The organism is Cohaesibacter sp. CAU 1516 (assembly GCF_005771485.1).
GTDB lineage: Bacteria > Pseudomonadota > Alphaproteobacteria > Rhizobiales > Cohaesibacteraceae > Cohaesibacter > Cohaesibacter intestini.
Map to the genome: position 1 here is coordinate 750,049 of NZ_VANT01000001.1, position 21,074 is coordinate 771,122.

At 56.6% G+C, this 21,074-nt stretch carries 19 protein-coding genes and 1 pseudogene; 6 read left to right on the forward strand and 14 right to left on the reverse strand.

The features are described from left to right. Positions 1 to 85 precede the first annotated feature (85 nt). Positions 86 to 1,084, forward strand: coding sequence for a 4-hydroxythreonine-4-phosphate dehydrogenase PdxA (gene pdxA / locus FDK21_RS03405; RefSeq protein WP_138147513.1), 999 nt, complete (start codon positions 86 to 88; stop codon positions 1,082 to 1,084). Next, positions 1,084 to 2,142 carry a cupin domain-containing protein gene (locus tag FDK21_RS21055; RefSeq protein WP_138147514.1) on the forward strand — a complete coding sequence of 353 codons (1,059 nt, stop codon included), beginning with the start codon at positions 1,084 to 1,086 and terminating at the stop codon, positions 2,140 to 2,142. The genes pdxA and FDK21_RS21055 overlap by 1 nt, the downstream gene beginning before the upstream one ends. Here FDK21_RS21055 and FDK21_RS03415 read toward each other — a convergent pair. The 3 genes from FDK21_RS03415 to FDK21_RS03425 all read right to left on the reverse strand — a co-directional run bounded on the left by FDK21_RS03415 (position 2,139) and on the right by FDK21_RS03425 (position 5,101). Next, a complete protein-coding gene (locus tag FDK21_RS03415; RefSeq protein ID WP_138147515.1) occupies positions 2,139 to 2,462 on the reverse strand; it encodes a hypothetical protein in 324 nt (107 codons plus the stop codon). The genes FDK21_RS21055 and FDK21_RS03415 overlap by 4 nt on opposite strands. Before the next feature lie 91 nt (positions 2,463 to 2,553). After that, positions 2,554 to 3,432: a MurR/RpiR family transcriptional regulator gene (locus tag FDK21_RS03420; RefSeq protein ID WP_246657474.1), complete on the reverse strand. Its 879-nt coding sequence runs from the start codon at positions 3,430 to 3,432 to the stop codon at positions 2,554 to 2,556. A gap of 154 nt (positions 3,433 to 3,586) precedes the next feature. Next, positions 3,587 to 5,101, reverse strand: a complete 1,515-nt coding sequence (locus FDK21_RS03425) for a CoA-acylating methylmalonate-semialdehyde dehydrogenase (protein ID WP_138147516.1) — start codon at positions 5,099 to 5,101, stop codon at positions 3,587 to 3,589. A gap of 428 nt (positions 5,102 to 5,529) precedes the next feature. Between FDK21_RS03425 and FDK21_RS03430 the strand changes: the two are divergent. From FDK21_RS03430 to FDK21_RS03440, 4 genes and pseudogenes are all read left to right on the forward strand, one after another. Next, positions 5,530 to 6,423: pseudogene (locus FDK21_RS03430) on the forward strand (DUF2090 domain-containing protein); the annotation flags it as partial. Between the two features lie 56 nt (positions 6,424 to 6,479). Continuing rightward, the gene (gene iolE / locus FDK21_RS03435) at positions 6,480 to 7,373 is read left to right on the forward strand and encodes a myo-inosose-2 dehydratase (protein ID WP_138147934.1); all 894 of its coding nucleotides are present in this window, start codon (positions 6,480 to 6,482) and stop codon (positions 7,371 to 7,373) included. 331 nt (positions 7,374 to 7,704) lie between these two features. Continuing rightward, positions 7,705 to 7,851: a hypothetical protein gene (locus tag FDK21_RS20555; protein WP_171021933.1), complete on the forward strand. Its 147-nt coding sequence runs from the start codon at positions 7,705 to 7,707 to the stop codon at positions 7,849 to 7,851. A gap of 173 nt (positions 7,852 to 8,024) precedes the next feature. Then, positions 8,025 to 8,939, forward strand: coding sequence for a LysR family transcriptional regulator (locus FDK21_RS03440; RefSeq protein WP_114009164.1), 915 nt, complete (start codon positions 8,025 to 8,027; stop codon positions 8,937 to 8,939). Here FDK21_RS03440 and FDK21_RS03445 read toward each other — a convergent pair. The 11 genes from FDK21_RS03445 to FDK21_RS03495 all read right to left on the reverse strand — a co-directional run bounded on the left by FDK21_RS03445 (position 8,930) and on the right by FDK21_RS03495 (position 21,072). Next, a complete protein-coding gene (locus FDK21_RS03445) occupies positions 8,930 to 9,448 on the reverse strand; it encodes an aminoglycoside nucleotidyltransferase (RefSeq protein ID WP_138147518.1) in 519 nt (172 codons plus the stop codon). The genes FDK21_RS03440 and FDK21_RS03445 overlap by 10 nt on opposite strands. A gap of 31 nt (positions 9,449 to 9,479) precedes the next feature. Continuing rightward, positions 9,480 to 10,274 (reverse strand): inositol monophosphatase family protein, encoded by a 795-nt coding sequence (locus FDK21_RS03450; RefSeq protein WP_138147519.1) that lies wholly within the window; start codon positions 10,272 to 10,274, stop codon positions 9,480 to 9,482. Then, positions 10,271 to 11,314 (reverse strand): LacI family DNA-binding transcriptional regulator, encoded by a 1,044-nt coding sequence (locus FDK21_RS03455; protein WP_171021934.1) that lies wholly within the window; start codon positions 11,312 to 11,314, stop codon positions 10,271 to 10,273. Before FDK21_RS03455 ends, FDK21_RS03450 begins: the two co-directional genes overlap by 4 nt. Further along, on the reverse strand, positions 11,311 to 12,828 hold the full coding sequence (locus FDK21_RS03460) for a glycerophosphodiester phosphodiesterase family protein (RefSeq protein ID WP_138147521.1): 1,518 nt from the start codon (positions 12,826 to 12,828) through the stop codon (positions 11,311 to 11,313). The genes FDK21_RS03455 and FDK21_RS03460 overlap by 4 nt, the downstream gene beginning before the upstream one ends. Beyond that, positions 12,828 to 13,886, reverse strand: coding sequence for an ABC transporter ATP-binding protein (locus FDK21_RS03465; RefSeq protein ID WP_138147522.1), 1,059 nt, complete (start codon positions 13,884 to 13,886; stop codon positions 12,828 to 12,830). The genes FDK21_RS03460 and FDK21_RS03465 overlap by 1 nt, the downstream gene beginning before the upstream one ends. After that, on the reverse strand, positions 13,886 to 14,722 hold the full coding sequence (locus FDK21_RS03470) for a carbohydrate ABC transporter permease (RefSeq protein WP_114009159.1): 837 nt from the start codon (positions 14,720 to 14,722) through the stop codon (positions 13,886 to 13,888). Before FDK21_RS03470 ends, FDK21_RS03465 begins: the two co-directional genes overlap by 1 nt. A 12-nt stretch (positions 14,723 to 14,734) precedes the next feature. Further along, positions 14,735 to 16,048, reverse strand: a complete 1,314-nt coding sequence (locus tag FDK21_RS03475) for a sugar ABC transporter permease (protein ID WP_138147523.1) — start codon at positions 16,046 to 16,048, stop codon at positions 14,735 to 14,737. A 102-nt stretch (positions 16,049 to 16,150) separates the two neighbouring features. After that, entirely contained in the window at positions 16,151 to 17,506 is a 1,356-nt protein-coding gene (locus FDK21_RS03480) for an extracellular solute-binding protein (protein WP_138147524.1), read from the reverse strand. A gap of 332 nt (positions 17,507 to 17,838) precedes the next feature. Beyond that, positions 17,839 to 19,389, reverse strand: coding sequence for a TRAP transporter large permease subunit (locus tag FDK21_RS03485; RefSeq protein WP_138147525.1), 1,551 nt, complete (start codon positions 19,387 to 19,389; stop codon positions 17,839 to 17,841). Further along, positions 19,382 to 19,894, reverse strand: coding sequence for a TRAP transporter small permease subunit (locus FDK21_RS03490; protein WP_138147526.1), 513 nt, complete (start codon positions 19,892 to 19,894; stop codon positions 19,382 to 19,384). The genes FDK21_RS03485 and FDK21_RS03490 overlap by 8 nt, the downstream gene beginning before the upstream one ends. Before the next feature lie 92 nt (positions 19,895 to 19,986). After that, the gene (locus FDK21_RS03495; protein WP_138147527.1) at positions 19,987 to 21,072 is read right to left on the reverse strand and encodes a TRAP transporter substrate-binding protein; all 1,086 of its coding nucleotides are present in this window, start codon (positions 21,070 to 21,072) and stop codon (positions 19,987 to 19,989) included. Between the last annotated feature and the right edge of the window lie 2 nt (positions 21,073 to 21,074).

Here is a 21,074-nt window from a genome sequence, read left to right on the forward strand (position 1 = left end):
GGGGGCGTTTCCCGGTTTAGATTGCGGGCGATTGATTGGGCAGGCAAAAGTCTGGCCAGAGAATGCCGAATGAGGAGCCTCACCCATGACCCAAGCGCCCTTGATCATCACAATGGGGGACCCGTCCGGGATCGGCCCTGAAATCTCCGTCAAATCCCTTCTTGGCAAGAATGCAGACTGTGTCATCGCTGGCAGCGCTGCGGTGATCCGTGAGGCGGTCAAAGCCCTTGGTCTGCCGCTTGATGTCCATCCGATTGCACAAATCGAGGATGCCCTGTTGCAGGATGGGGTGGTTGATGTGCTGGAAACGGGGGATGCGGATATCGACTTCCCCGTTGGGCAGATTTCAGCGGCGAGCGGCAAGGCGGCGTTTGACGCAATTGTCAAAGCCATCGAACTGGCCAAGACAGGGCAGGCGTCTGGCATTGTCACCGCACCAATCCACAAGGAAGCGCTGTCGGCAGCAGGGGTTAAGTTCCCCGGCCATACGGAAATGCTGGCTGCCTTCGGTGGCTCGGACCGGGTGGCTATGATGCTGGCCAATGACGAAATCCGTACGGTTCTGGTCACCATCCATTGCTCGATGCTTGATGCCATTCGGGGCGGCGATTATGCCGCCCAGATCAACGCGATTGAATTGGCTCATGAAGGCTGCTTGGCGCTGGGCATTGAGAAACCGCGCATTGCGGTGGCGGGTCTTAATCCCCATGCCGGGGAAGGCGGGCTGTTTGGCCGTGAGGAAATCGACATCATTGCCCCGGCGATTGAAGCCATGTGTGCCAAGGGGCTGGATGTGTCCGGTCCGTGGCCGGGAGACACGGTTTATATGGCTGCGCGGCGTGGCAAGTTTGATGTGGTGGTGGCGCAATATCATGATCAGGGGCTGATTCCGGTCAAATATCTTGGCGTCGAGAAGGGGGTCAATATCACCCTTGGCCTGCCCTTCGTTCGCACGTCCCCCGACCATGGCACCGCCTTTGACATTGCCGGGCAGGGAATCGCCGATGAAAGCAGCCTGTCGCTGGCGATTGATTATGCCCGCACCCTGATTGCCACACGGACCAAAGCCGAGGAGACTGTCTGATGGGCCTTCGTTTCATTTTCATGCTGACCCGCGACGACCGGACGGTCGAGGATGCGATCGATCATCTCGCCACCGCCCTGTCGCTGGGCGTGCGCCATATTGGCTTCAAGGATATCGGACTGCCGATCCCGGCTTTGAAGGAACTCAATCAGATGATCAAGGCCAAGGGGGCGACATCCTATCTTGAGGTGGTGTCGCTGGACCGGGAGAGCGAAATCCGCTCGGCCAAGGCAGCGGTTGATATTGGCGTTGATGTGCTGCTTGGTGGCACGCGGGTGGAAGATGTGTTGCCGGTGATTGCGGGCAGCGCGATTGACTATTTCCCATTCCCCGGCCACATTACGGGCCATCCGAGCGTGCTGGAGGGCACGATTGACGAGATTGCCGAAAGCGCCCGTACGCTGGCGTCCCATGACGGCGTGCATGGGCTTGATCTGCTGGCCTATCGGGCTCAGTTGCCGGACATTCCCGCTTTGATTACGGCGGTTTGCAAGGCGGCTGGCAAGCCGGTGATTGTCGCGGGCTCGATTGCGGACAAAGACCGGATCGCAGCGGTCCACAAAACGGGAGCGGCGGGCTTTACCATCGGCACGGCGGCGCTTGACGGGGCGTATCTTGGCTCATCAGAACCGGTGGAAGCGCAACTGGCGGCGATCGTGCGCGATGTTGCTGCGCTCAATGGTCATCTGTCGCCATTCGGCAAGAAAAGCCTCGATTTGGCTTTCGGTGGCTTTTCCGATTGCTGGGCGCCGCGGGTGGCCGGACAGGTCAACAATATGCAGATCAAGCTGGCAAAGTTCCAAGGGGCCTTCACCTGGCATTTCCACGAAAAGGAAGACGAGCTGTTTCTCGTTCATCGTGGACGGCTGCTGATGCGCTTCCGGGACCGTGAAGAGATTGTCGAGGAAGGGGAATTCATCGTTGTGCCGCATGGGGTCGAGCATTGCCCGGTGGCGCTGACCGATATATGCGAGGTGGTTTTGCTGGAACCGGCCAGCACGGTCAATACCGGCACGGCTGAGGATGAGCGCCGCCGCGAGGTGCTTGAAAGCATCTAGGCCTTGCGACTGATGGCCTTTTGGTCTTTCAGAAACACACAGATCTTGTCGATCAGTTCCAAAGAAAGAGAGGACAGGATCACCCGGTCCCGATCGCTTTTGCTCGGGGTGATGTCGATGCGGGTGCTTTCGTCTGAGTGATAAAAGCCTGTCTCAGGGTTTGGGCGTCGCAGGCATAGCATCAGTTCGCGCCAGTTGGTGTCGTCAGGATGGGAGGCGTCACCAAACGAGTCAAAGACGCAATCCTTGCCCCACAGGGCAAAGGCAACAGAGCGTGGGGGTGGCAGGCTTCCGATAATGTGTAGTTCGATCTTGTGCATGCGGCGATCCTTCATTTTGCGGCTGATGATTGTATGACGCTCCTTGGGGCGTTCTGGTTCAATCGGGTGCCGGGAAGGAGGAGCGATGAAATCAGTTGCCCTTATGGGGCATTGTGTCTGGTTCCGGGGCCTTGTTGCTGATCTGATAGGCCAGAGCCACGACGATGGACTGGATTAGGCACTGGGTGGCAGCGGTCGAGCGGAAAGCGTCGATATGGGGTTCGTCAATGGCAAAGCAGACATCGCCCAAAGTGGCGATGGGGCTGATCTGGCTGTCCGTGATGACAATCAACCCGGCGCCTGCTTTCTTGGCGGCCTCCGTTGCGGCGCGGGTGTCGTTTGAATAGGGCGCGTAGCTGATGGCGACCAGCACATCGTCGCTGGCTATCCTGCCCATTTGTTCGCGATGCATGCCGCCCAACCCGTCAATCATCACCACGCTGCGTTCGAGATGATAAAGCGCATAGCGCAAGGAGACTGCAAGGCTGAAGGAGCGGCCCATCCCGGCAATGTAAATCCTACGGGCCTCTGCCAGCAGGTCAATGGCTCTTTGCAGGCTTTCGGCGGGAATGGATTCGGTTACGTTTTGAAGGGACAGAATCGTGGCATCGGCAAAGTCGGCTAGGATCTTGCGCGAGCGGTCCGCAGGGGTTGCCTCGGCCACGAAGGCTTTGGTCATTTTGGCCCGCTCGGTATAGCTCGGCGTTTCCTCCAACAGCTTGTCACGGAACAGCTGCTTCATGTCATTGAAACCGGTAAAGCCGAAGCTGTTGGCAAACCGGATCATGGTGGAGGGAGGGACTTCCGCCTTCTCGGCGATGACCGCGATGGTGTCAAAGGCGACACTATTGTGATTGTTGGTCACATAATGGGCGACCTGCTGCAGGCGCTTGCTCAGTCCGTCATAATCGGTGCGGATCTGTTCCAGCAATTCGGTTACATTTTTGGCAGCGGGCATGTCAGCATTCATCTTGGGCGGTCCTGATGGTCTGCAGAGTAAGGATTTACCCCAAGATATTGAACCGTCGAAGGGATTGCCAGAACAACTTTCGGCAATGATCTCTCTTTGGGTATGCCATCAGGAAAGAAAAAGAGGGGAGCCACGCCCCCCTCCGATGGATTGATCAGTTTCTGGTCAGGGTGCCGTCCCAGGTGGAAACGGACTTCTTGGCGTCTTCTTCGGAGAACCAGACCGAGGTGACAGACTTGGTTTCAGTGAAGAAGGCCACCCCGTCCTTGCCGAGCGCATGCAGATCGCCAAAGAAGGACTGCTTGTGACCGGAGAATGGGAAGATTGAGTAAGGCACAGGAATGCCAACATTGATCCCGACCATGCCACCATCGGTCCGGCGGGCAAATTCGCGCGAAAGGCGGCCCGAAGTGGTGTAGATGCAGGAGCCATTGGCGAAGCGGTTGGCATTCATGATGGCCAGGCCTTCTTCGAAATCCTTGACCCGTTTGATGCAGGTGACCGGGCCGAAGATTTCTTCATCGCCGATCCACATGCCCGGTTTGACATTGTCAAAGATGGTCGGGCCAACATAGAAGCCGCCTTCTGCGCCTTCAACCGCGACACCGCGACCGTCTAGCACCAGATCGGCACCTTCATCGACACCGCGCTGGATGGAGCGTTCGACAAATTCTTTCTGACCAGCGGACACAAGTGGGCCGAGCTGGGAGTCTGGCAGGTAAGCCGGGCCGACTTTGAGCTGTTTGGCTTTTTCAACCAGCATGGCGACGAATTCGTCAGCAATGGATTCCTGCACACAGATAACAGGCAGCGCCATGCAGCGCTGACCGGCGCAGCCATAGGTGGAGTTGATGATGCCAGCGACAGAGCGTTCCAGAACACAATCTTCCATCACCAGCGCGTGGTTCTTGGCTTCGGTCAGGGCCTGCACCCGTTTGCCGTGGGCGGCTGCGGTCTGGTAGATATGCATGCCGACCGAGGTGGAGCCAACAAAGGTCACACCCTTGATGACCGGATGCTTGAGCAGGGTGTCGGCTTCAACGCGTGAGCAGGTGACGATGTTGACGACGCCTTTTGGCAGGCCAGCTTCGATCAGCAGTTCCAGCATGCGCGACGCGGTCTGCGGCACCATGGAGGCGGCTTTCAACACGACAGTGTTGCCGGTGGTGATGCAGAATGGAATCATCCAACCCATCGGGATCATGGCCGGGAAGTTATAAGGTGCAATGGCTGCAAAGACGCCCAGTGGTTCGCGATAGGAGACCGTGTCATAGCCGTTGGCGACATTCATGCAGGTGTCGCCCTGCATCAGATAATGGCTGGAGCAGGCGCATTCGACCACTTCGATGGCCTTGAGCACATCACCGCGGGCTTCACCAAGGCATTTGCCATTCTCGGTGGCGAGCAGCTCGGTCAGTTCATCAAGATTCTGGTCAAGCAGTTGCTTGAAACGGAACATCAACTGGATGCGGATCGGCAGTGGCGTGTCGCGCCATGCAGGAAAGGCAGCCGATGCGGCATCAACGGCAGCATCCACCTCATCCTGCGTGCAGCAGGGAGCCTCGGCGATCAACTGACCGGTCGATGGGTTCATCACTGGCATGTATTTTTTGGTTTTCGACTCGCGCCACTCGTTGTCGACGCAAAATTTCAGGCGTTTAACTTCCATCCTAGGATCCTCCAGTCAGACAGCGACGCTGTCAAAAGCACTTTGATGCAGGGTGGGGCGTTCGGGTCTGGCCCGGGGGATGGCGTGGCAGTGGGCGCAATAGGCCGCACGGTTCATCCTTCTTAGGGGTCCCCTCCCTTTTGCAACATGCACCAGCGATAGGCGCGTCAAGGCCCGATGAAATTGAGCCAAGTCAAAAATGAAATATTTATTTCATAAATTAAATTGATCGGTGAATATATTTCATTTTGGCTTGACCCATCCTGTCTACAAGCATTTACTTATCGGGACTTTGTGTGCTTTGGCCGAAGCGATGCCCACCCTGAGAGGGACAAAATTTCCGGGGGAGATGGCTGATTGAGGAAGGCGCACCAAACTGTTGGAGCTGTCGGCGAAGGGGCTGCGCTCAGACCATTTGCAAAGGAACTGACATGAGCATCAATTCGGAACTGCCAGAGCAACTGCGCTGTCCTGCCGAACGTGAGGTGGATTGGAGCGATCTGCGGACTTTCGCCTTCGATCACCGCATGCAACTCGAAGAAATGGAAGGCTATAGTCTTGAAAAAGGCGGGCGGTTCAAGGAGCTTTGTCTGGAAGCGGCCCTGAAGGTGCAGCACGGGGCGCATGGATTTGGCATTCTGTGTGACGCGCGGATTGGCATGGATGCGCTCGACAAGGCAACGGGCTCCGGGTTGTGGATCGGTCGTCCATGCGAATGGCCGGGATCGCGGCCGTTGGAACTGGAACCGCAAGTGGGGCCCGATGGGGCTGGTCTGTCGGAATGGGCCGGGGAGCATGTGGTCAAGGTGCTCTGTTTCTGCCACCCCGATGATGATGCCGAGATGCAGGCCACACAGGAAGCCACAGTCAAACAGCTTTTTTTGTCGGCCCGCGCCAACAAGCTGGACTTCCTGCTTGAAGTGATCCCCTCCAAGGTCGGGCCGGTCGATGCGGATACCACCGCCAAGCTGATCCGTCGCTTCTATGAGATTGGTGTCTATCCCGATTGGTGGAAGCTTGAGCCGATGATTGATGCTGCAGCATGGACCAATGCGGTGAGTGCGATTGAAGAGAATGACGCCAATGTGCGCGGCATCGTGGTGCTGGGTTTGGATGCGCCGGAAGCTGACTTGGCGGCGTCTTTCGAGGTGGCTGTTGCCTTTCCGCTGGTCAAGGGCTTTGCTGTCGGTCGCTCGATCTTTGGCGACGCTGCCCGGGATTGGATGATTGGTCAAATGAGTGACCGGGAGGCCGTTCTGCAAATGGCAGCACGGTATGAGCGCCTTTGTTCCATCTGGGATCGGGCCCGTGCGCGGGTATAAATTGAACCAAGTCAAATGCTTGTCTTATTGAAACACGTCAGGGAGTAGAGACGATGTTGGAAGCCAAACTGGGGATTGCCCCAATTGCATGGTGGAATGATGATCTGGAAGAATTGTCCGATGACGTAAGCCTCGAGGAATGCCTGCGTCAGGCTTCGGATGCTGGTTTTACGGGCATGGAAACCGGTCGCCGGTTCCCGATGAATATGGAAGAGTTGGGGCCGATCCTTGATCGCTACGGCATTTCGGTCTGTGGCGGCTGGTTCTCCGGTCTGCTGCTCGATGGCGATATCGAGGTCGAAAAAGACCGCATCGCCGAACAGATGGCCTTCTTCAAGGCAGCCAATGCACCGTGCATTGTTTATGGCGAAACCGCCCGCTCGGTGCAGGGTCTGAAGGACACACCATTGGCTGAGAAGCCAAAATTGAGCGAAGCCGAGATGGAAGTCTATGGTCGGAAAATGTCCGACTTTGCCGATTGGTGCGGCAAGCAGGGCATGCCGATCTCCTATCACCATCATATGGCCGCTGCGGTGGAAACCGAGCTTGAGCTGGATCTGTTCATGAAACACAGCTCTGTGCCTTTGCTGTTTGATGCCGGTCATATGGCCTTTGCTGGCGGTGACATTTTCCGCGTGGTGGAAAATCACTTTGCCCGCATCACCCATGTCCACACCAAGGATGTGCGGATGGATGTGATCAATGGGCTTGATCGCAGCAAGGAAAGCTTCCTTGATGCGGTGGTCAAGGGGGCCTTCACTGTGCCCGGCGATGGATCTCTGGACTTTGAGGCGCTGACCAAGTTGCTGGCCGAGAAACAGTATCAAGGCTGGTTCGTGGTGGAAGCCGAGCAGGATCCGGTCGCCAATCCGCCTTATGACATGGCGGTCAAAGGCCACAAGGAATTGCTGCGCGTGATGGCTGCTGCTGGATACAAGGTCGCTCCATAAGGGGCCGAAAGGCGCAGTCAAGATCAGCCTCATGTAGACTGTCGTCACAAAAGCTTTTGGATAAAAGGCCAAGCCCCGCTGTTCTCCTGCAGCGGGGTTTTTCGTGTTTTGGCAGAAATATGGGCTAAAAATGCATCTACCAGTTTACGTCGCGTAATTGTCAGTTTACGTCGCGTAATTTGCGCCTAGCGAAAGGATGAAGCCTATGAATTTCAGGCATAGCATTCGGGAATGCAATTCACTTCTTTCCTGACAGGAAGCTGTGTTAACTCACAGTCATGTCGCATCCTAGGGAGGGGTAGACGGCAGACCCTTTGCCTGGAGTGATCCCATGTTTCTGATCTTGAGCCTTGTCCTTGCCAGCCCGTTCATGGCTGCCCTTTATTTCTATGTCGACGAGCTGGCCTATGACGCAAAAAAACGTCCAACACCCGTTCGGACCCTTCCCGCATCCCTTCTGGAACCTGCCTTGTGGTAATCGGAAGAAGCGTTCATTTGCATGAAAAGGCTCGTCCTACTGGGCGGGCCTTTTGCGTTTTATGGCTCCGTGCCAATGGCAAAAGCCTCGTCTTATAGGCCATTGAAAGGGAGATGCGAATGCTCTATTCCTCCGGGGAATAGTGCTTCTGCCTTCAGTGTCCGAAAACTCATATGGAACGCCTCAATCTCAATCAATTGCTGACCTTGCGCATCCTGCTTGAAGAGCGCAACTTGACCCGTGCGGCGGACAAACTGTTCCTGACGCAGTCGGCGATCAGCAAGCAATTGAGCCAGCTGCGCAACTATTTCAACGACCCTTTGCTGATCCGGGAAGGCAATGTCTACTGGTTGAGCGTCAAAGCAGAGAAGCTGTTGCCAAAATTGCAGCGCATTTTGACTGACATCGACTCCCTGACACAGGTCAGCGAATTCCGGCCCCATGAATGCCAGCGTCAGTTTCGGTTTGCCAGCACGGATTATGTGGCGCAATTCCACTTTCCTGCCATTGCCAAGCGGCTGACCTATGAGGCGCCCGATGTGGATGTTGTCTATGAGATGATGAAACCGGAATGGATGGGACAGTTGGGCAAGTTGCATCTGGACTTTGTCTGTCTGGCCAATCCGACATTGCCAGAGAATGTCCATTCGGTGCCGTTGGGTGGCGATCGGTCGGTCTGTCTGATGGCCGACAACCATCCGCTTTCGAGACTAGATGACCTCACACTTGAAGCGTTGCTCGATTATCCTTTTGTGTTGATCACCAGTGGTGGCGACAAGGACCGCTTCTTTGACCGCACTCTGGAAGCCAAGAAACTCACGCGGCGTGTGGCACTTGTGGTGCCGTTCTTCTCCGCAGCCTTTGAAATTGTCTCTGGTGGTGATTTTCTGCTGATCGTCTCCGAACATGTCGCGGTCAAAGCGCAGCAACGCTATGCAACAACCTATCGTTCCTTGCCGATGCCGCCCCATAACAATTGCTATCAATTGTGCTGGCATGCGATCCATCACAAGGACGAGGCCCATGGGTGGATGCGCAATCTGATTGCCGAGGAAATCGGAGCTGTGCTGTCTGTTCCTCACGCTTGAGGCGGCAAAAAGCGGTCCGGTAAGGGGAGGGCAAAGGCCGTGCACAAGGCCTGCATGTCCTGATAATCCTGAGGGCGCAGTGGATAGCCCGCATCATGCGAAGCCACCTGATAGGCCGCCGAGATGCAGTGCACCGGATGGTTTCCAATTTGTCCTTTGCCCTCTAGCGCGGAAGCGGGATAGGCTTGCCCGCCAGAGACGGGACCGTAAAGACCGTTGCCCCGATCATCGAGCGTGATGACATGGAAATCCACTCGGCGCCCCATTATGTCGCCCATGACGAAATTCCAGTCACGGGAATCTGGTGTTTCCAGCCTTTGAAATCCCTCTTCAGAGAGAAGCGCGATGAGGCGGGGCAGTGTGCGGGTTTCTACAACGATGTCGAGATCCCCATGGGGTCGGGTTTGCCGTTTGAGCAGGGCATCAATGCCCCAGCCACCATCGATCCAGAGCGTGATGTCATGGCGCTCGATAAGGTGCAAAAGGCCTATGACATCGCTGATCTGCATTGAGGGTTTGTCCCCTTCGGCGTTCGTTTTGTCACTCGATCTCGGCAATCATGGCCAGCAGCGCGGTCATTTCGTCTCTCATATAGGGATGAACGGCACAGATGGGTTGGTTTTGGAGGCTTTCAAAGGCCTGTTCCCCGGCGGCGATCACTCCGCCCATCTCCTTGATGATCAACAGGCCGGCCATGCAATCCCACGGATTGAGATCGGCCTCGAAATAACCATCCACCTGTCCGGTTGCGACCAGCGCCAGCCCCATGGCGGCCGAGCCAAAGCGGCGATATTCGATGCCTTTGCTCTCAAGGAAAGACAAGGTCTTGAGGTAGGAGTCAAAGGGTTTGCGCTTGGAGCGACCCAGAATGAGGATAGGGTCGGTCGGCGCTTCCGTTTTGGCCTTGGCCAGCGGACTGTCATTGAGAAAGGCGCCTTGTGCGGTGGCGGCACGGTAGAGGTCATCGCGCATAGGGTCATATATGACGCCTGCTTCCATGCGATCAGCTGATACGAGGCCGATGGAAATGGCCCATTGATCGATGCTGCGGATATAGTTTGCTGTGCCATCAATCGGATCGATGACCCAGGTAAAGCCGTTGCTGCCCGCTTCCAGCCCATGCTCTTCGCCCAGCAAGCCATCTTCGGGGAAGGCCTCTTTGAGTTTGGTGCGAATGAAGGTTTCGACATCGCGGTCCGCCTTGGTGACGAAATCCTGCGGCCCCTTGACTTCAATGGGGAAGCGATTTTCCTTCAGGGCCTGCAAATGGTTCAGCGCCAGTTGCCCAGCTTCTTTCGCAAGGGTTTGCAGCAGCGCATAACGCTCTTCGATCATTCGGTCGTTCCACTTGTTTTTGTTGTGCCGCGCTCGACGATGAAAACATCGACAATGTTGGTCTGCGACGGTGCGGTCGGTTGTTCAAAGCGCATGGTCAGGGTGGAGACCACCCGGCGGGCAACTTCTTCGGTATCCTGACGGATGGTGGTGAGATTGTAGCCCGCCCAATCCGCCTGCAGAATGTCATCGCAACTGATCAGCTGGATGTCTTCTGGGATGCGTTTATCTGTGTGCAGGCGGATATAGTCAAGGGTACCAAGAGCCATATAGTCGGTGACACAAAAAATGCCGTCGACCGCAACGCCACTCTCGAACAATTTGCGGGCTGCCTCATAGCCACCCTCATAATTCTGGAAGGGAGCTGTGTAGCGGCCACTGCTGTGGGTGCCGGATGCCCTGACGGCTTTCTCAAAAGTCTCCAGACGGATGGAAAGAGAGTAGGATGGCTTCTCCGAGCCTATGGCCGCGAGATGGTGGCAGCCGTGACGGATCAGAAAGTCTGCCGCCAGCGCACCGGATTTGTGGTTGTCGAGCAGAACCCGGTCCACCTTGGCGTCGATCTCAGCCTTGTTGACCAACACCATCGGCACCCCCAGAGAGACGCATTCCTGACAGATGCTTTGCGGCGGGGTATCGGAGGTGACAATGACACCGGACACATTATATTCGAGCAGCATGCCAATGACCCGGCGCGGATCTTCATGGGCCTCCGCGGGCAACAGGATTGGGCGGTAACCCTCATTGACCAAGGCACGGGCAATATGCTCGACCTGCTGGGCGCGGAAGGGATTGTCCATATTGGCGGCGACAATGCCGACCAGATCGGAGCGCTTGTTGGTCAGGCTGCGGGCCAGTTGATTGACGCGATAGCCCAATTCATCTGCCGCCTTGAGCACCCGCTCGCGGGTTGCTGGGGCGACGGATGCGCCAGGTGTGAAGGTGCGCGACACCGCCGAGCGGGACACGCCCGCCCGTTTGGCAACATCCACTGAGGTGACCGGCTTGATGCTGTCCTGTTCGTCGCTGCTATCGCTCATGGGGCCACAGTCTCTTTCGCATGTCGCCTCTGGGCCTGATACCAGACTTCTTTCCAGAGATTGGGTTGATCCAGATTGACCAAATCGGGGGCAAGGGCAAGCATGCGCTCCATCACCGCGCGGTCCGAGCCGTTGTAACATAGCATCAGCTTGGCTCCGCTGGTGTGTATATTGGTGGCTTTCTCCTCGACTTGCTCCTCGGCCATATTGACCTCGATGATCTCGGCCCCGACGCTGGCAATGGCCTCGCTAATGGTCGGGAAATCGAGCGTGCGGGCCATGATCCGGGCATCGGGCGCCAGACGTCGGACTTCATCGCTCAGAGCATGGTTGAAGCTCCAGAAGAAGCAATGGGCCATAAAATCCTTGGCCTTGATGAGATCCAGCACCTTGGCCGGGTCGGCCTGCTTGATCTCGACATAGAGATTTTTTTGACGTGCCTTGGCCAGATCGATGATCTCTTCAAAGGTCGGGATTTTGGTGCCGGTGAAACGAGGATCAAACCAACTGCCAGCATCAAGGGCTCGCAATTGCTCGGCGCTGTGGCTGGCGACAGGGCCGCGTCCATTGGTGGTGCGGTCCAGTGTCTCGTCATGAATGACGAACAGGTCTCCATCCAAGGATTGGCGTATATCGAGTTCCAGCCAGTCAAAGCCTTGCTCGAAGGTCATCAAGGCAGCGGATAGGGTATTTTCCGGGGCGAGCTTGTTGGCCCCGCGATGACAGACCACTTCAGGGCCTTTGGGCAAAGGTGTTGGGCGGGAGGGCGAGCCGGGATAGGGCACCAGCAACTCGGGCCGGTCGGTGCAGACGCCAAACACATCCATCGCCATGATGGCTTTGATGACGTCCGGTCGTTCTTCATGCCAGAGAATGATTGGAAGCTGCGTGTCTTTGGCTCGCTGCATCAGATCAGGGGTCAGCAATTGGTCTGGTCGGTCGGAGGCGCGTTCCCAGCAGGGATGAATGGCATCCGCTCTGGCATTGGCCGCCTGTTCGAACGGATCGTCGCCGATGCGCACCAGTACCGACAGGGGATAAGGACAATCAAGAGCGGCGAGTTGTGCGACATGGGTGGGATCAAAAGAGCCGAGCGCCGCATAGGCAAAGCCACTTTGCTGCAACAGAGCCAAAGCCGCCGGGCCTGCACCATCTGCCTTGATCTCGATATAGAGACCTGCTTCGAGCAGGATCGCCAGGGTGATCACCTCATCAAAGGTGGGGACATGTACTCCCTCCAGTGCTTCCAATTGGGCGATGGTCAACTCGGAGAGCTTTGCCGAGACCCCAAAGACACGGGACAGGTCATCATCATGGCTGACGACACATGTGCCGTCGGCTGTCAGGCGCACATCCAACTCCCACATATCGGCCCCGAGTTTGCTGGCAAGCACGAAGCCATCCAAGCTGTTCTCGGTGGCGTGGTGGCACGCGCCGCGATGGCCGATGATGGCCGGTCCATCGAAACGGCTATTTGGCCAGCCTAGGGCAGCGATTTTTTTGGCAAATGTCATTACAATCGGGTTCCGTTCTGGTCAAAGACCAGCATTTTGCTGCAATCGATCGGCCATGTGACCGCGTCACCAAGCCTTACATCGTCGCGGACATGCTGAATAGAGCGGATAATGGCGCCATTTGAAAGCGTGATGTCATAAAGATTTTCCCGGCCCTGTGTTTCCACAAAACTGATGGTGCCAGACACATCCGTCCCATCTTTGTTGCCGACCAGCTCTGGCCGGACCCCAAGGCGGATCGGCTGATGTCCATTGAGGTCGGACAGATGCTCCGGCAGAGGCAGGCGGATGTCGGTGTCGGCCAGTTGGCAATGGCCATCGACCGCTTGGCCTTCCAAAAAGGCAATCGGTGGGTTGCCAAGGAATCCAGCGACAAAATCCGTGTCCGGGTTGTTATACATGTCGTTGGGAGTGGCAATCTGGAGGATTTTGCCATCATTCATGATGGCGATACGGTCGCACATGGACATGGCTTCGACCTGATCATGGGTCACCAGAATGGCTGAAATGCCGGTCTCCAACTGAATGCGGCGGATTTCCGAGCGCATTTCAAGGCGCAGCTTGGCGTCAAGGTTGGCAAGGGGCTCGTCGAGCAACAGGACGTCGGGCTTGCGGATGAGGGCGCGGGCCAGAGCCACACGCTGCTGCTGGCCACCGGACAATTGGGCCGGTTTGCGCTCCAGCAATTCGCTGATATGAACGAGCGCTGCAATGGCCTCAACCTCGCGCTTGATGGTTGCCTTGTCATCTTTGCGCACGGTCAGCGGGAAGGCGATGTTGTCAAACACATTCATATGCGGATAAAGGGCATAATTCTGGAAGACCACGCCGACATTGCGGGCCTGCGCCGTGCTGTGGGTGACATCCTTGTCGCCGAACAGGATGCGGCCGCCATTGACCTGATGAATGCCGCAAATGGCGAACAGAGTGGTGGACTTTCCGCAGCCGGATGGACCAAGCAGGGCAATCATTTCGCCGCTTTTGATCTCAAGATCCATTTCGTCGATGACGGTGACGTCGCCAAAGCGTTTGGAGAATTTGTCGAGAAGGATACGCATCAGCCTTTTGTGCCTCCACCGTAGATATTCATCAGTTTGTTCTGGAAGATGAGATAGAGAATGATGACCGGGATGACATAGAAGAGCCCGATCGATTTGAAGAGATTGAAGTCGAATTTCTGGTCATCGGCAATCAATGAGGCCAGATAGACAGACAGGACCTGCACATTGGCGCTGGGGGCGAAAATCTGTGGCAGGATATATTCGCTCCAGCCATCAAGGAAGGCAAAGACCCCAAGGGCAATCAAGCCGGGCTGAATTTGCGGCAGCACCAAGCGCCGCCAGACGGTGAAGCGATGGGCGCCATCCTGAACCCCCGCCATTTCGATTTCCCATGGCACGGTGTCGTAGAAACCCTTCATCACCCAGATACCAAAGGGCAGCATCAGGGCCGATTTGATCAGGATGACCCCGATCAGGGTGTTATAGAGACCGACCATTTGCAGCACGATGAAGAGGGCGATCACCAAGGTGATGGTGGGAAAGGCGTGGAGCGTCAGAACGCCTGCCAGAAAGAAGGCGCGAAAGGGCATGTTAAGCCGGGAGAGCGCATAACCCGCGGTCAGGGACACGCTGAGAATGATCGCCGTGTTGGTCGAGGCAAAGATCAGGGTGTTGCGCGTGGCCACCCAGATATTGGTGGTGCCGGTGTCGGTCTCCCACAGGAAGCGCCAATGCTCCAGCGTGAATTCGGACGGGATCAGCGACCCCGGTTCGGTGTTGGAGATCGTGTCTATGAAGAGATAGACATACATGATCAGGATAGGTGAGGAGAAGAGGGCGAGGATCAACAGGACCGGCCAGCTCTGGTAATTGCGTGTGGTTTGATGGGACATGATGCCAGCTCCCTAATTTTCAATGCGCGGTTTGCTGACGAGATCGTCAAACTTGAACAGCCGCAGATAGAGGAGCGACAGGCTGATGCCCACCGTGACCAGCACCAAGGCCATCGCCGCGCCATAGCCATATTGCAGATTGCCCGCATAATTGTTGAGCGCCACGAAATAGGCCTCCAAGGCCCAAGGGGTGGTTGAACCGCCCGGGCCGCCTTCAGTCGACAGCAGGATATAGTCGAACGAGGTCAGCAAAGAGAGGGTCTGGTAGGAGGTGATGAAGAGGATTGGCCAGCGCAATTGTGGCAGGATGATCCGGCGGATTTGCTGCCAGCGGGAAGCCCCATCCACTTCGCTGGCATAGAGCATGGTGGTGGGAATGGCCTTGATTGCCGAGGAAAACAGGATCATGCCCAGAGAAGCGCCAACAAATCCGTTGATCAGAATGACCACGGTCCATGCACTGGAGATCGAGCCAAGCATGAAGTTGAAAGCGGGAGCGCCGAACCAGCCTGTAATGGTAGAGATGAAACCGCCATCCCATGTAAACCACTTCCAGAGCAACACATAGAGAACCGGCGGCGAAATGCGCGGCAACAGCCAAACAGCGCGGAAAAACCCGGCCTGTCCGGCGGGCAAGTAGAAGGTGGTGATGGCAAGGAACAACCCGAAACCGACATTGAAGCAAAGGGTCAAGGAGACATAGATCAACGTGTTGAAAGCAACGGTCCATGTGCCGGGCTTTTGCAGCAAGGTGGTGAAATTGTCGCTCGTCCAGCTCCATCCGGTATAGCTGTGGGCGATAATGGCCTTCTTCTGGCTGTCGCTGGCCTCAATGCCGATTTCATCCAGAGCGGCAAGAAGGTCGCCTTCCTTGTCAAAGCGGATATTGAGGATCGAGCGGGAAAAGGGTTCCGTCGCCTGTTTCAGGGCACGGATGCTGCGTGGCCGGGATTTCAGCTTCTTCAGGGCGCGTTCCATCTGGCGTCGCGACTGAAACCGCTTGCCCTTCAGTTCCTTTTCAATTTCCCTGAGGAAAGCGGCTTTCAATTTCTCGCTCTTGGCTTTTTCCAGCGCGGCGGCATCGACTTGATAGGAGGTACTGCCAAGCGCCTCAAGCAAGGGCGGGTCAAAACGATCGTCCTCTTTCATTGCCTTCAGCGTGGTGGGCGAGAGCAGATAGTCGCCACCGCTGATGCCCGTAGCGGTGGACATGTTGGTGAAGGCGAAAACGGCGGTCAAGATCACCGGCAGAAGGAAAAAGGTCAGGACCATGATCAGGGCTGGCGTCATGAAGCCAAGCCCTAGGAGGCTGGTGCGGGCGCGCATGTCTCGTGCTTCCTTGGTGCGACAGAAGTGTTGCGTCAAAGCGAGAAGGGGACGCCGGGCACGACTTGATGCACCCGACGCCTCTGGAGAGGCAGTGCTGCCTTATTTAATGATCACGGCATCGGCCATGGAAGACTTGATGTCGGCTTCCACACCGGCGACCGCATCCGCAACCGATTTCTGACCGGTCCAAGCGGCCTCAAGGCCCTTGAACATGATCTGCCAGTAGGCACCGAAATCGGTGTTGTTTGGCATGGCGCTGGCATGGCCGAGCAGGCGGTCGGTGGCCTCAGACGCCCAACGGTCATTGGCATAGAGCGCAATGCTGGACTGTTCGCGGCCAATGCCCAGATGGGCTGACTTGATTGCATGCAGCGTGTTGAGGCGTGGCTCGGACGCGATGGAGACGAGCTGGGCTGCGATTTCTGCCACTTCATCATCACCGGTGCTGGAGATCAGATAGGTCAGCGGATGGGTGATGGTGTTGGCGTGGCCCTTGTCATTGCCAGTCGGGATCAGGGAGAACTGGATGTTGCCGAAGAAATCATCAAGGCCTTCCTTGCCGGTGTAACGGGCATAGTGCCATGTGCCACCGTGCCATGTGCCGGCCTTGCCGTTGGCGACTTCGTTGTACCATTGGCCCCAGTCGCCGCCCAGATGGGTGGAAGAGGTGACGCCCATTTTCACCGCATCGGCAAAGAACTGGAACATGTCGGTCATGGCCTGCTTGTCAAAGATCAGCTTGCCGCTTTCCTTGTCGAGCATTTCACCGCCGAAGCTTTGATAGAATTGCCAGTAATCCGGGCCGTTGGAGACGCGAGGGGAGAAGCCCTTGCCCTTTTCAACGAGGCCCTTGTCCTGAATTTTCTTGGCGTCTTCGAGCACGTCATAGAGGGTATATTCACCCGCTTCGACTTTGGCTGGCAGGTCCTCGATCTGTTCGTCACTGTAGCCGATGGCTTTGAGATGCGGGATCCAGAAGAAGAAGGGGCGGGATTCGGCATCCTGCGGAATGCCCCAGACCTGACCATTATAGGAGGTGATTTCGAGCAGATTGTCATAGATCTGATTAAGCGGCCACGCGTCAAGATCGACATAATCCTCGATTGGGCGGATCAGGCCGGATTGGGACCATGGGGCAATGTCCGCATGAGAGGTGACAATGATGTGTGGAGCGGTTTTGGATTCAGCGGCCAGCGTGACGGCTTGCTTGAAATTGTCCCAACCGTCATTGAACAGCTTTTTCTCGACGGTGATGTTGATTTCCTCGCCGCGGATCGCAGCTTCGCGGGTCAGAATGTCGGCGGCCATTTCAATGGCGTCAGCGCGGTAGGCATCATTCTGGTTTGAACCGCCAGCCCAGACGCTGATGGTGAAATCCTTGGCGAAAGCTGCGGTGCCGGAGAGGGCAAGAGCTGTGGTAAGGGCAGCAACCTTGAGGGTCTTGGTGATCTGCATCGGGTTATTCCTCCGAGAGTGTGTTGTCACCTGTTTGAAACGATATGTTCAGAAACAATGTGCACGCGTGTGCAAATTTTTGTTGTTATGGTCTTGCACGCGTGTGCAATTATTACCCTACACAGTCTTTATGACAACCCGACTACAGTTCTATGCCAGTTTGAATAATTCGCTTGAATTCAGGCAAAAAGTGTGGGTTCGCGTTGTGGGGGATGGAGGTTGCCGTGCCAGAAGCCAAGCCCTGACCACAAAGAAACCAGAGGAGCACGCTCAATGCTCCTCTGGTTTTATCTTTTTAAGTCAGTGTGTTTGCCAGTTGCGCCTGTTTGCGGTCAGAAAATCAGGGACGGCAATGTGGTGGCAATCCATGGCATCGACCAGATCAGGAGAATGCCAACGATCTGCAGGCCGATGAAGGGCAAGACCCCCCGATAGATATCGATGGTGCGCACGTCATCTGGTGCCACGCCGCGTAAGTAGAACAGCGAAAAGCCGAAGGGTGGGGTCAGGAAGCTGGTCTGCAGGTTGATGGCAATGAGAATGCCCAGCCAAACCGGATCATGTCCCATCAGGATCAGCTGCGGGGTGACCAGAGGCAGGACGATCACGGCAATTTCGACAAAATCGAGGAAGAAGCCGAGGACAAACAGCAGAAGCATGGTGAAGAAGAGGGCTCCGGTCGGACCGCCGGGCATTTGCTTGAGGATCTCGGCCACACGCTCTTCGCCGCCAAGACCAATGAAGACCAGCGAAAAGAAGCTGGCGGCAAGGATCGTGGCAAAGATCATTGCCGTCATGGTGGTGGTCGAGGTGGCTGCTTCGCGCATCATGCCAGAACGCATGGCCCGCCGCAGGCAAATACCCGCAGCAATGATGCCGATGACCAGCAGAATGATATTGGCTGCACCCAGCGCGATGTCGGTGACGTCGAGATTGTCCCTTTGCAGACGGACCGGATGAAAGCCCGACAGAATGCCTGCCAGCAGGAAGGCCGCCGCGCCAAGAATGATCAATTTGCGGGAAATGCCATAGCGTTGGCCTGCCATCAGCAAGGCACCAACCGCCCCGACGGATGCGGCTTCGGTTGGGGTGGCTACCCCACCCAGAATGGCCCCGAGCACCGCAAAGATCAGCAGGATCGGCGGGATGATGGCTTCAAACACCGTGTTCCAGCTGGGGCGTTCGCCATTGGTGGAGACGGGAGGCATGTCGTCGGGCCGCAGATTGGCGCGAATGACGATATAGATCAGATAAAGCATGACCAGCAGCAGGCCGGGAACAAGCGCTGCCGCAAAATATTGGCCCACCGACAGGGCTTCGACGGTGAATTTGCCCTGTTCATATTGGGCCTGCTGATAGGCATTTGACATGACGTCGGACAGGATGATCAGCAGGGTCGAAGGCGGGATGATCTGCCCCAAGGTGCCCGAGGTGCAGACAATGCCTGCGGCGAGCGGTTTGTTATAGCCGGTGCGCAGCATGGTCGGCAGGGCGATCATGCCCATCGCCACCACGGTCGCGCCGACAATGCCGGTGGAAGCGGCAAGCAAGGCGCCGACCAGCACGACAGAGATGCCAAGGCCCCCGCGCATGGAGCCAAACAGGCTGCCCATGGTTTCGAGCAACCGTTCGGCGACGCGACTTTTCTCAAGGATTGCCCCCATCAGAATAAAGACAGGAATGGCGATCAGCACCTGATTGGAGAGAAGGCCAAAGGCCCGCTGCCCGAGTGCGCCGAGCAGTTTGATGTCCATCGCACCAACGGACCAGCCGAGATAGGCGAAGATGACGGCCGTGCCCGCAATGGCAAAGGCCACCGGGAAGCCGGACAGAATGGCCACAACCAGCGTGCCAAACATCAGGAGATCAAGATATTCAAGCATTCTCAATGCTCCCCTTGGTCAGCTCTCTGACATGGCGGACAAGGCAGGCCAGTGACTGCAGCATGATGAGGCAGCAAAAGGCGGGAATGAGGGATTTCATCAGGAAGACCGCCTTGATGCCGCCAACAGCAATGGGGCCTTCAAGAATGGCCCAAGAATTGGCGACCGATGGCCATGACCAATAGATCAGGGCGAGCATAGAGGGCATCAGCAAAAATAGATGGCCGAATATATTGATCGCGGCGCGGATGCGGGGGGAGAATTTGGCATAAAAAACATCAACCCGCACATGCCCATCAATCAGCAGGGTATAGCCCCCGGCCAGCATGAAGAGGGTGGCGTGCATATAAAGCACGCTTTCCTGAGCGGCGATGGAATTGACGCCAAAGACATAGCGTCCGAGAACGATGATGAACTGAACCGCCACAATCAAAACGGCCAGCCAGCGCACAAAGGCCATAACGGCGCGATTGACGGCTTCAAGGCCGGTTATGACCTTATCCATGCTGTTCCTTTCCTTCAGTCCGGCGCATGTCTGTGCGCCGGACCAAAGATAGGCATATTATAGATGGTGTAAATGCGTCGAGGACTGTCCGATCAATAGCCCATGATGGACGCACGGGCGTTCATCTGGCCATTGTCGGCAAAGGTCATGTAACCACCGACGCTATCGCGGTAGGCGACGAAGCTTTCGGTGATGCGCTTGACCAGCTCGTCGTCATCCTGACGCAGTTCGTCAATCACTTCGCCTGCTGCCTTGCCCATGGCCTTGATGACGCTTTCAGGGAACATTTTGACCTGAACGCCTTCTTTTTCGACCATGTTCTTGAGGGCTGCCGCATGTTTGGTCGTATATTCGGTCCAAACCGGATTATAGAGGCTCTCACAAGCAAGGCTGACGGCCTGTTTCAGATCGTCCGGCAGGCCTGCATAGACATCGGCATTGACGCCGCATTCTTCAGCCGAAGAAGGCTCGCCCACACCCGGCCAATAATAGTTTTTGGCCACTTGGAAGAAGCCAAGGGCGCTGTCGGTCCATGGGCCGATAAATTCACCCGCATCCAGTGCGCCGGTTTGCAGGGCCTGGAACATGGCGGGGCCAGACATGGCTTCGGCGGCCATGCCGAGTTTGGATGCCATTTCGGAAGCCAAACCCGTGGTGCGGAATTTCAGGCCCTTGAGATCATCCGGAGAGTTGATCTCGTTACGGAACCAACCACCCCATTGCGGGCCGGAGTTGCCGCAGAGGAATGGCTTGATCTTGAAGCGGCCATACATTTCGTCATAGAGCGACTGACCGCCGCCATGATAGAGCCAGCCAAATTGTTCGTCGGCACGCAGACCAAATGGCTGGGAGCCAAACAGCAGGATGCCTTTGGATTTGGAGCCCCAATAGGCAGGCACGGCATGGTAAAGCTCGGCGGTGCCTTCGCTGACCGCATCAAACACGCCGCGACCGGGAACCAGTTCGCCTGCCGCAAAGAGCTTGACCTCAATGCGACCGCCGGACAGGGCGGTGATGCGGTCTGCCAGCATCTGGGCGGCAACGCCGGGGCCGGGCAGATTCTTTGGCCATGCGGTGACCATTTTCCACTGCATTTTGCCTTGTGCGATGGCCGGCGTGGCAAGGGCGCCTGCGGCGATGCCAGCAGCGCCTGCTTTCAAAAAGGTTCTTCTTTCCATTT

Coding starts and splice junctions, on each gene's coding strand:
- FDK21_RS03420 (WP_246657474.1), bottom strand. CDS start 3,432: ATGAATGCTGACATGCCCGCTGCCAAAAATGTAACCGAATTGCTGGAA.
- FDK21_RS03440 (WP_114009164.1), top strand. CDS start 8,025: ATGGAACGCCTCAATCTCAATCAATTGCTGACCTTGCGCATCCTGCTT.
- FDK21_RS03475 (WP_138147523.1), bottom strand. CDS start 16,048: ATGCGCGCCCGCACCAGCCTCCTAGGGCTTGGCTTCATGACGCCAGCC.
- FDK21_RS20555 (WP_171021933.1), top strand. CDS start 7,705: ATGTTTCTGATCTTGAGCCTTGTCCTTGCCAGCCCGTTCATGGCTGCC.
- FDK21_RS03455 (WP_171021934.1), bottom strand. CDS start 11,314: ATGAGCGATAGCAGCGACGAACAGGACAGCATCAAGCCGGTCACCTCA.
- FDK21_RS03490 (WP_138147526.1), bottom strand. CDS start 19,894: ATGGATAAGGTCATAACCGGCCTTGAAGCCGTCAATCGCGCCGTTATG.
- FDK21_RS03485 (WP_138147525.1), bottom strand. CDS start 19,389: ATGCTTGAATATCTTGATCTCCTGATGTTTGGCACGCTGGTTGTGGCC.
- FDK21_RS03415 (WP_138147515.1), bottom strand. CDS start 2,462: ATGCACAAGATCGAACTACACATTATCGGAAGCCTGCCACCCCCACGC.
- FDK21_RS03480 (WP_138147524.1), bottom strand. CDS start 17,506: ATGCAGATCACCAAGACCCTCAAGGTTGCTGCCCTTACCACAGCTCTT.
- FDK21_RS03460 (WP_138147521.1), bottom strand. CDS start 12,828: ATGACATTTGCCAAAAAAATCGCTGCCCTAGGCTGGCCAAATAGCCGT.
- pdxA (WP_138147513.1), top strand. CDS start 86: ATGACCCAAGCGCCCTTGATCATCACAATGGGGGACCCGTCCGGGATC.
- FDK21_RS03450 (WP_138147519.1), bottom strand. CDS start 10,274: ATGATCGAAGAGCGTTATGCGCTGCTGCAAACCCTTGCGAAAGAAGCT.
- FDK21_RS03445 (WP_138147518.1), bottom strand. CDS start 9,448: ATGCAGATCAGCGATGTCATAGGCCTTTTGCACCTTATCGAGCGCCAT.
- FDK21_RS03495 (WP_138147527.1), bottom strand. CDS start 21,072: ATGGAAAGAAGAACCTTTTTGAAAGCAGGCGCTGCTGGCATCGCCGCA.
- FDK21_RS03465 (WP_138147522.1), bottom strand. CDS start 13,886: ATGCGTATCCTTCTCGACAAATTCTCCAAACGCTTTGGCGACGTCACC.
- FDK21_RS21055 (WP_138147514.1), top strand. CDS start 1,084: ATGGGCCTTCGTTTCATTTTCATGCTGACCCGCGACGACCGGACGGTC.
- FDK21_RS03425 (WP_138147516.1), bottom strand. CDS start 5,101: ATGGAAGTTAAACGCCTGAAATTTTGCGTCGACAACGAGTGGCGCGAG.
- FDK21_RS03470 (WP_114009159.1), bottom strand. CDS start 14,722: ATGTCCCATCAAACCACACGCAATTACCAGAGCTGGCCGGTCCTGTTG.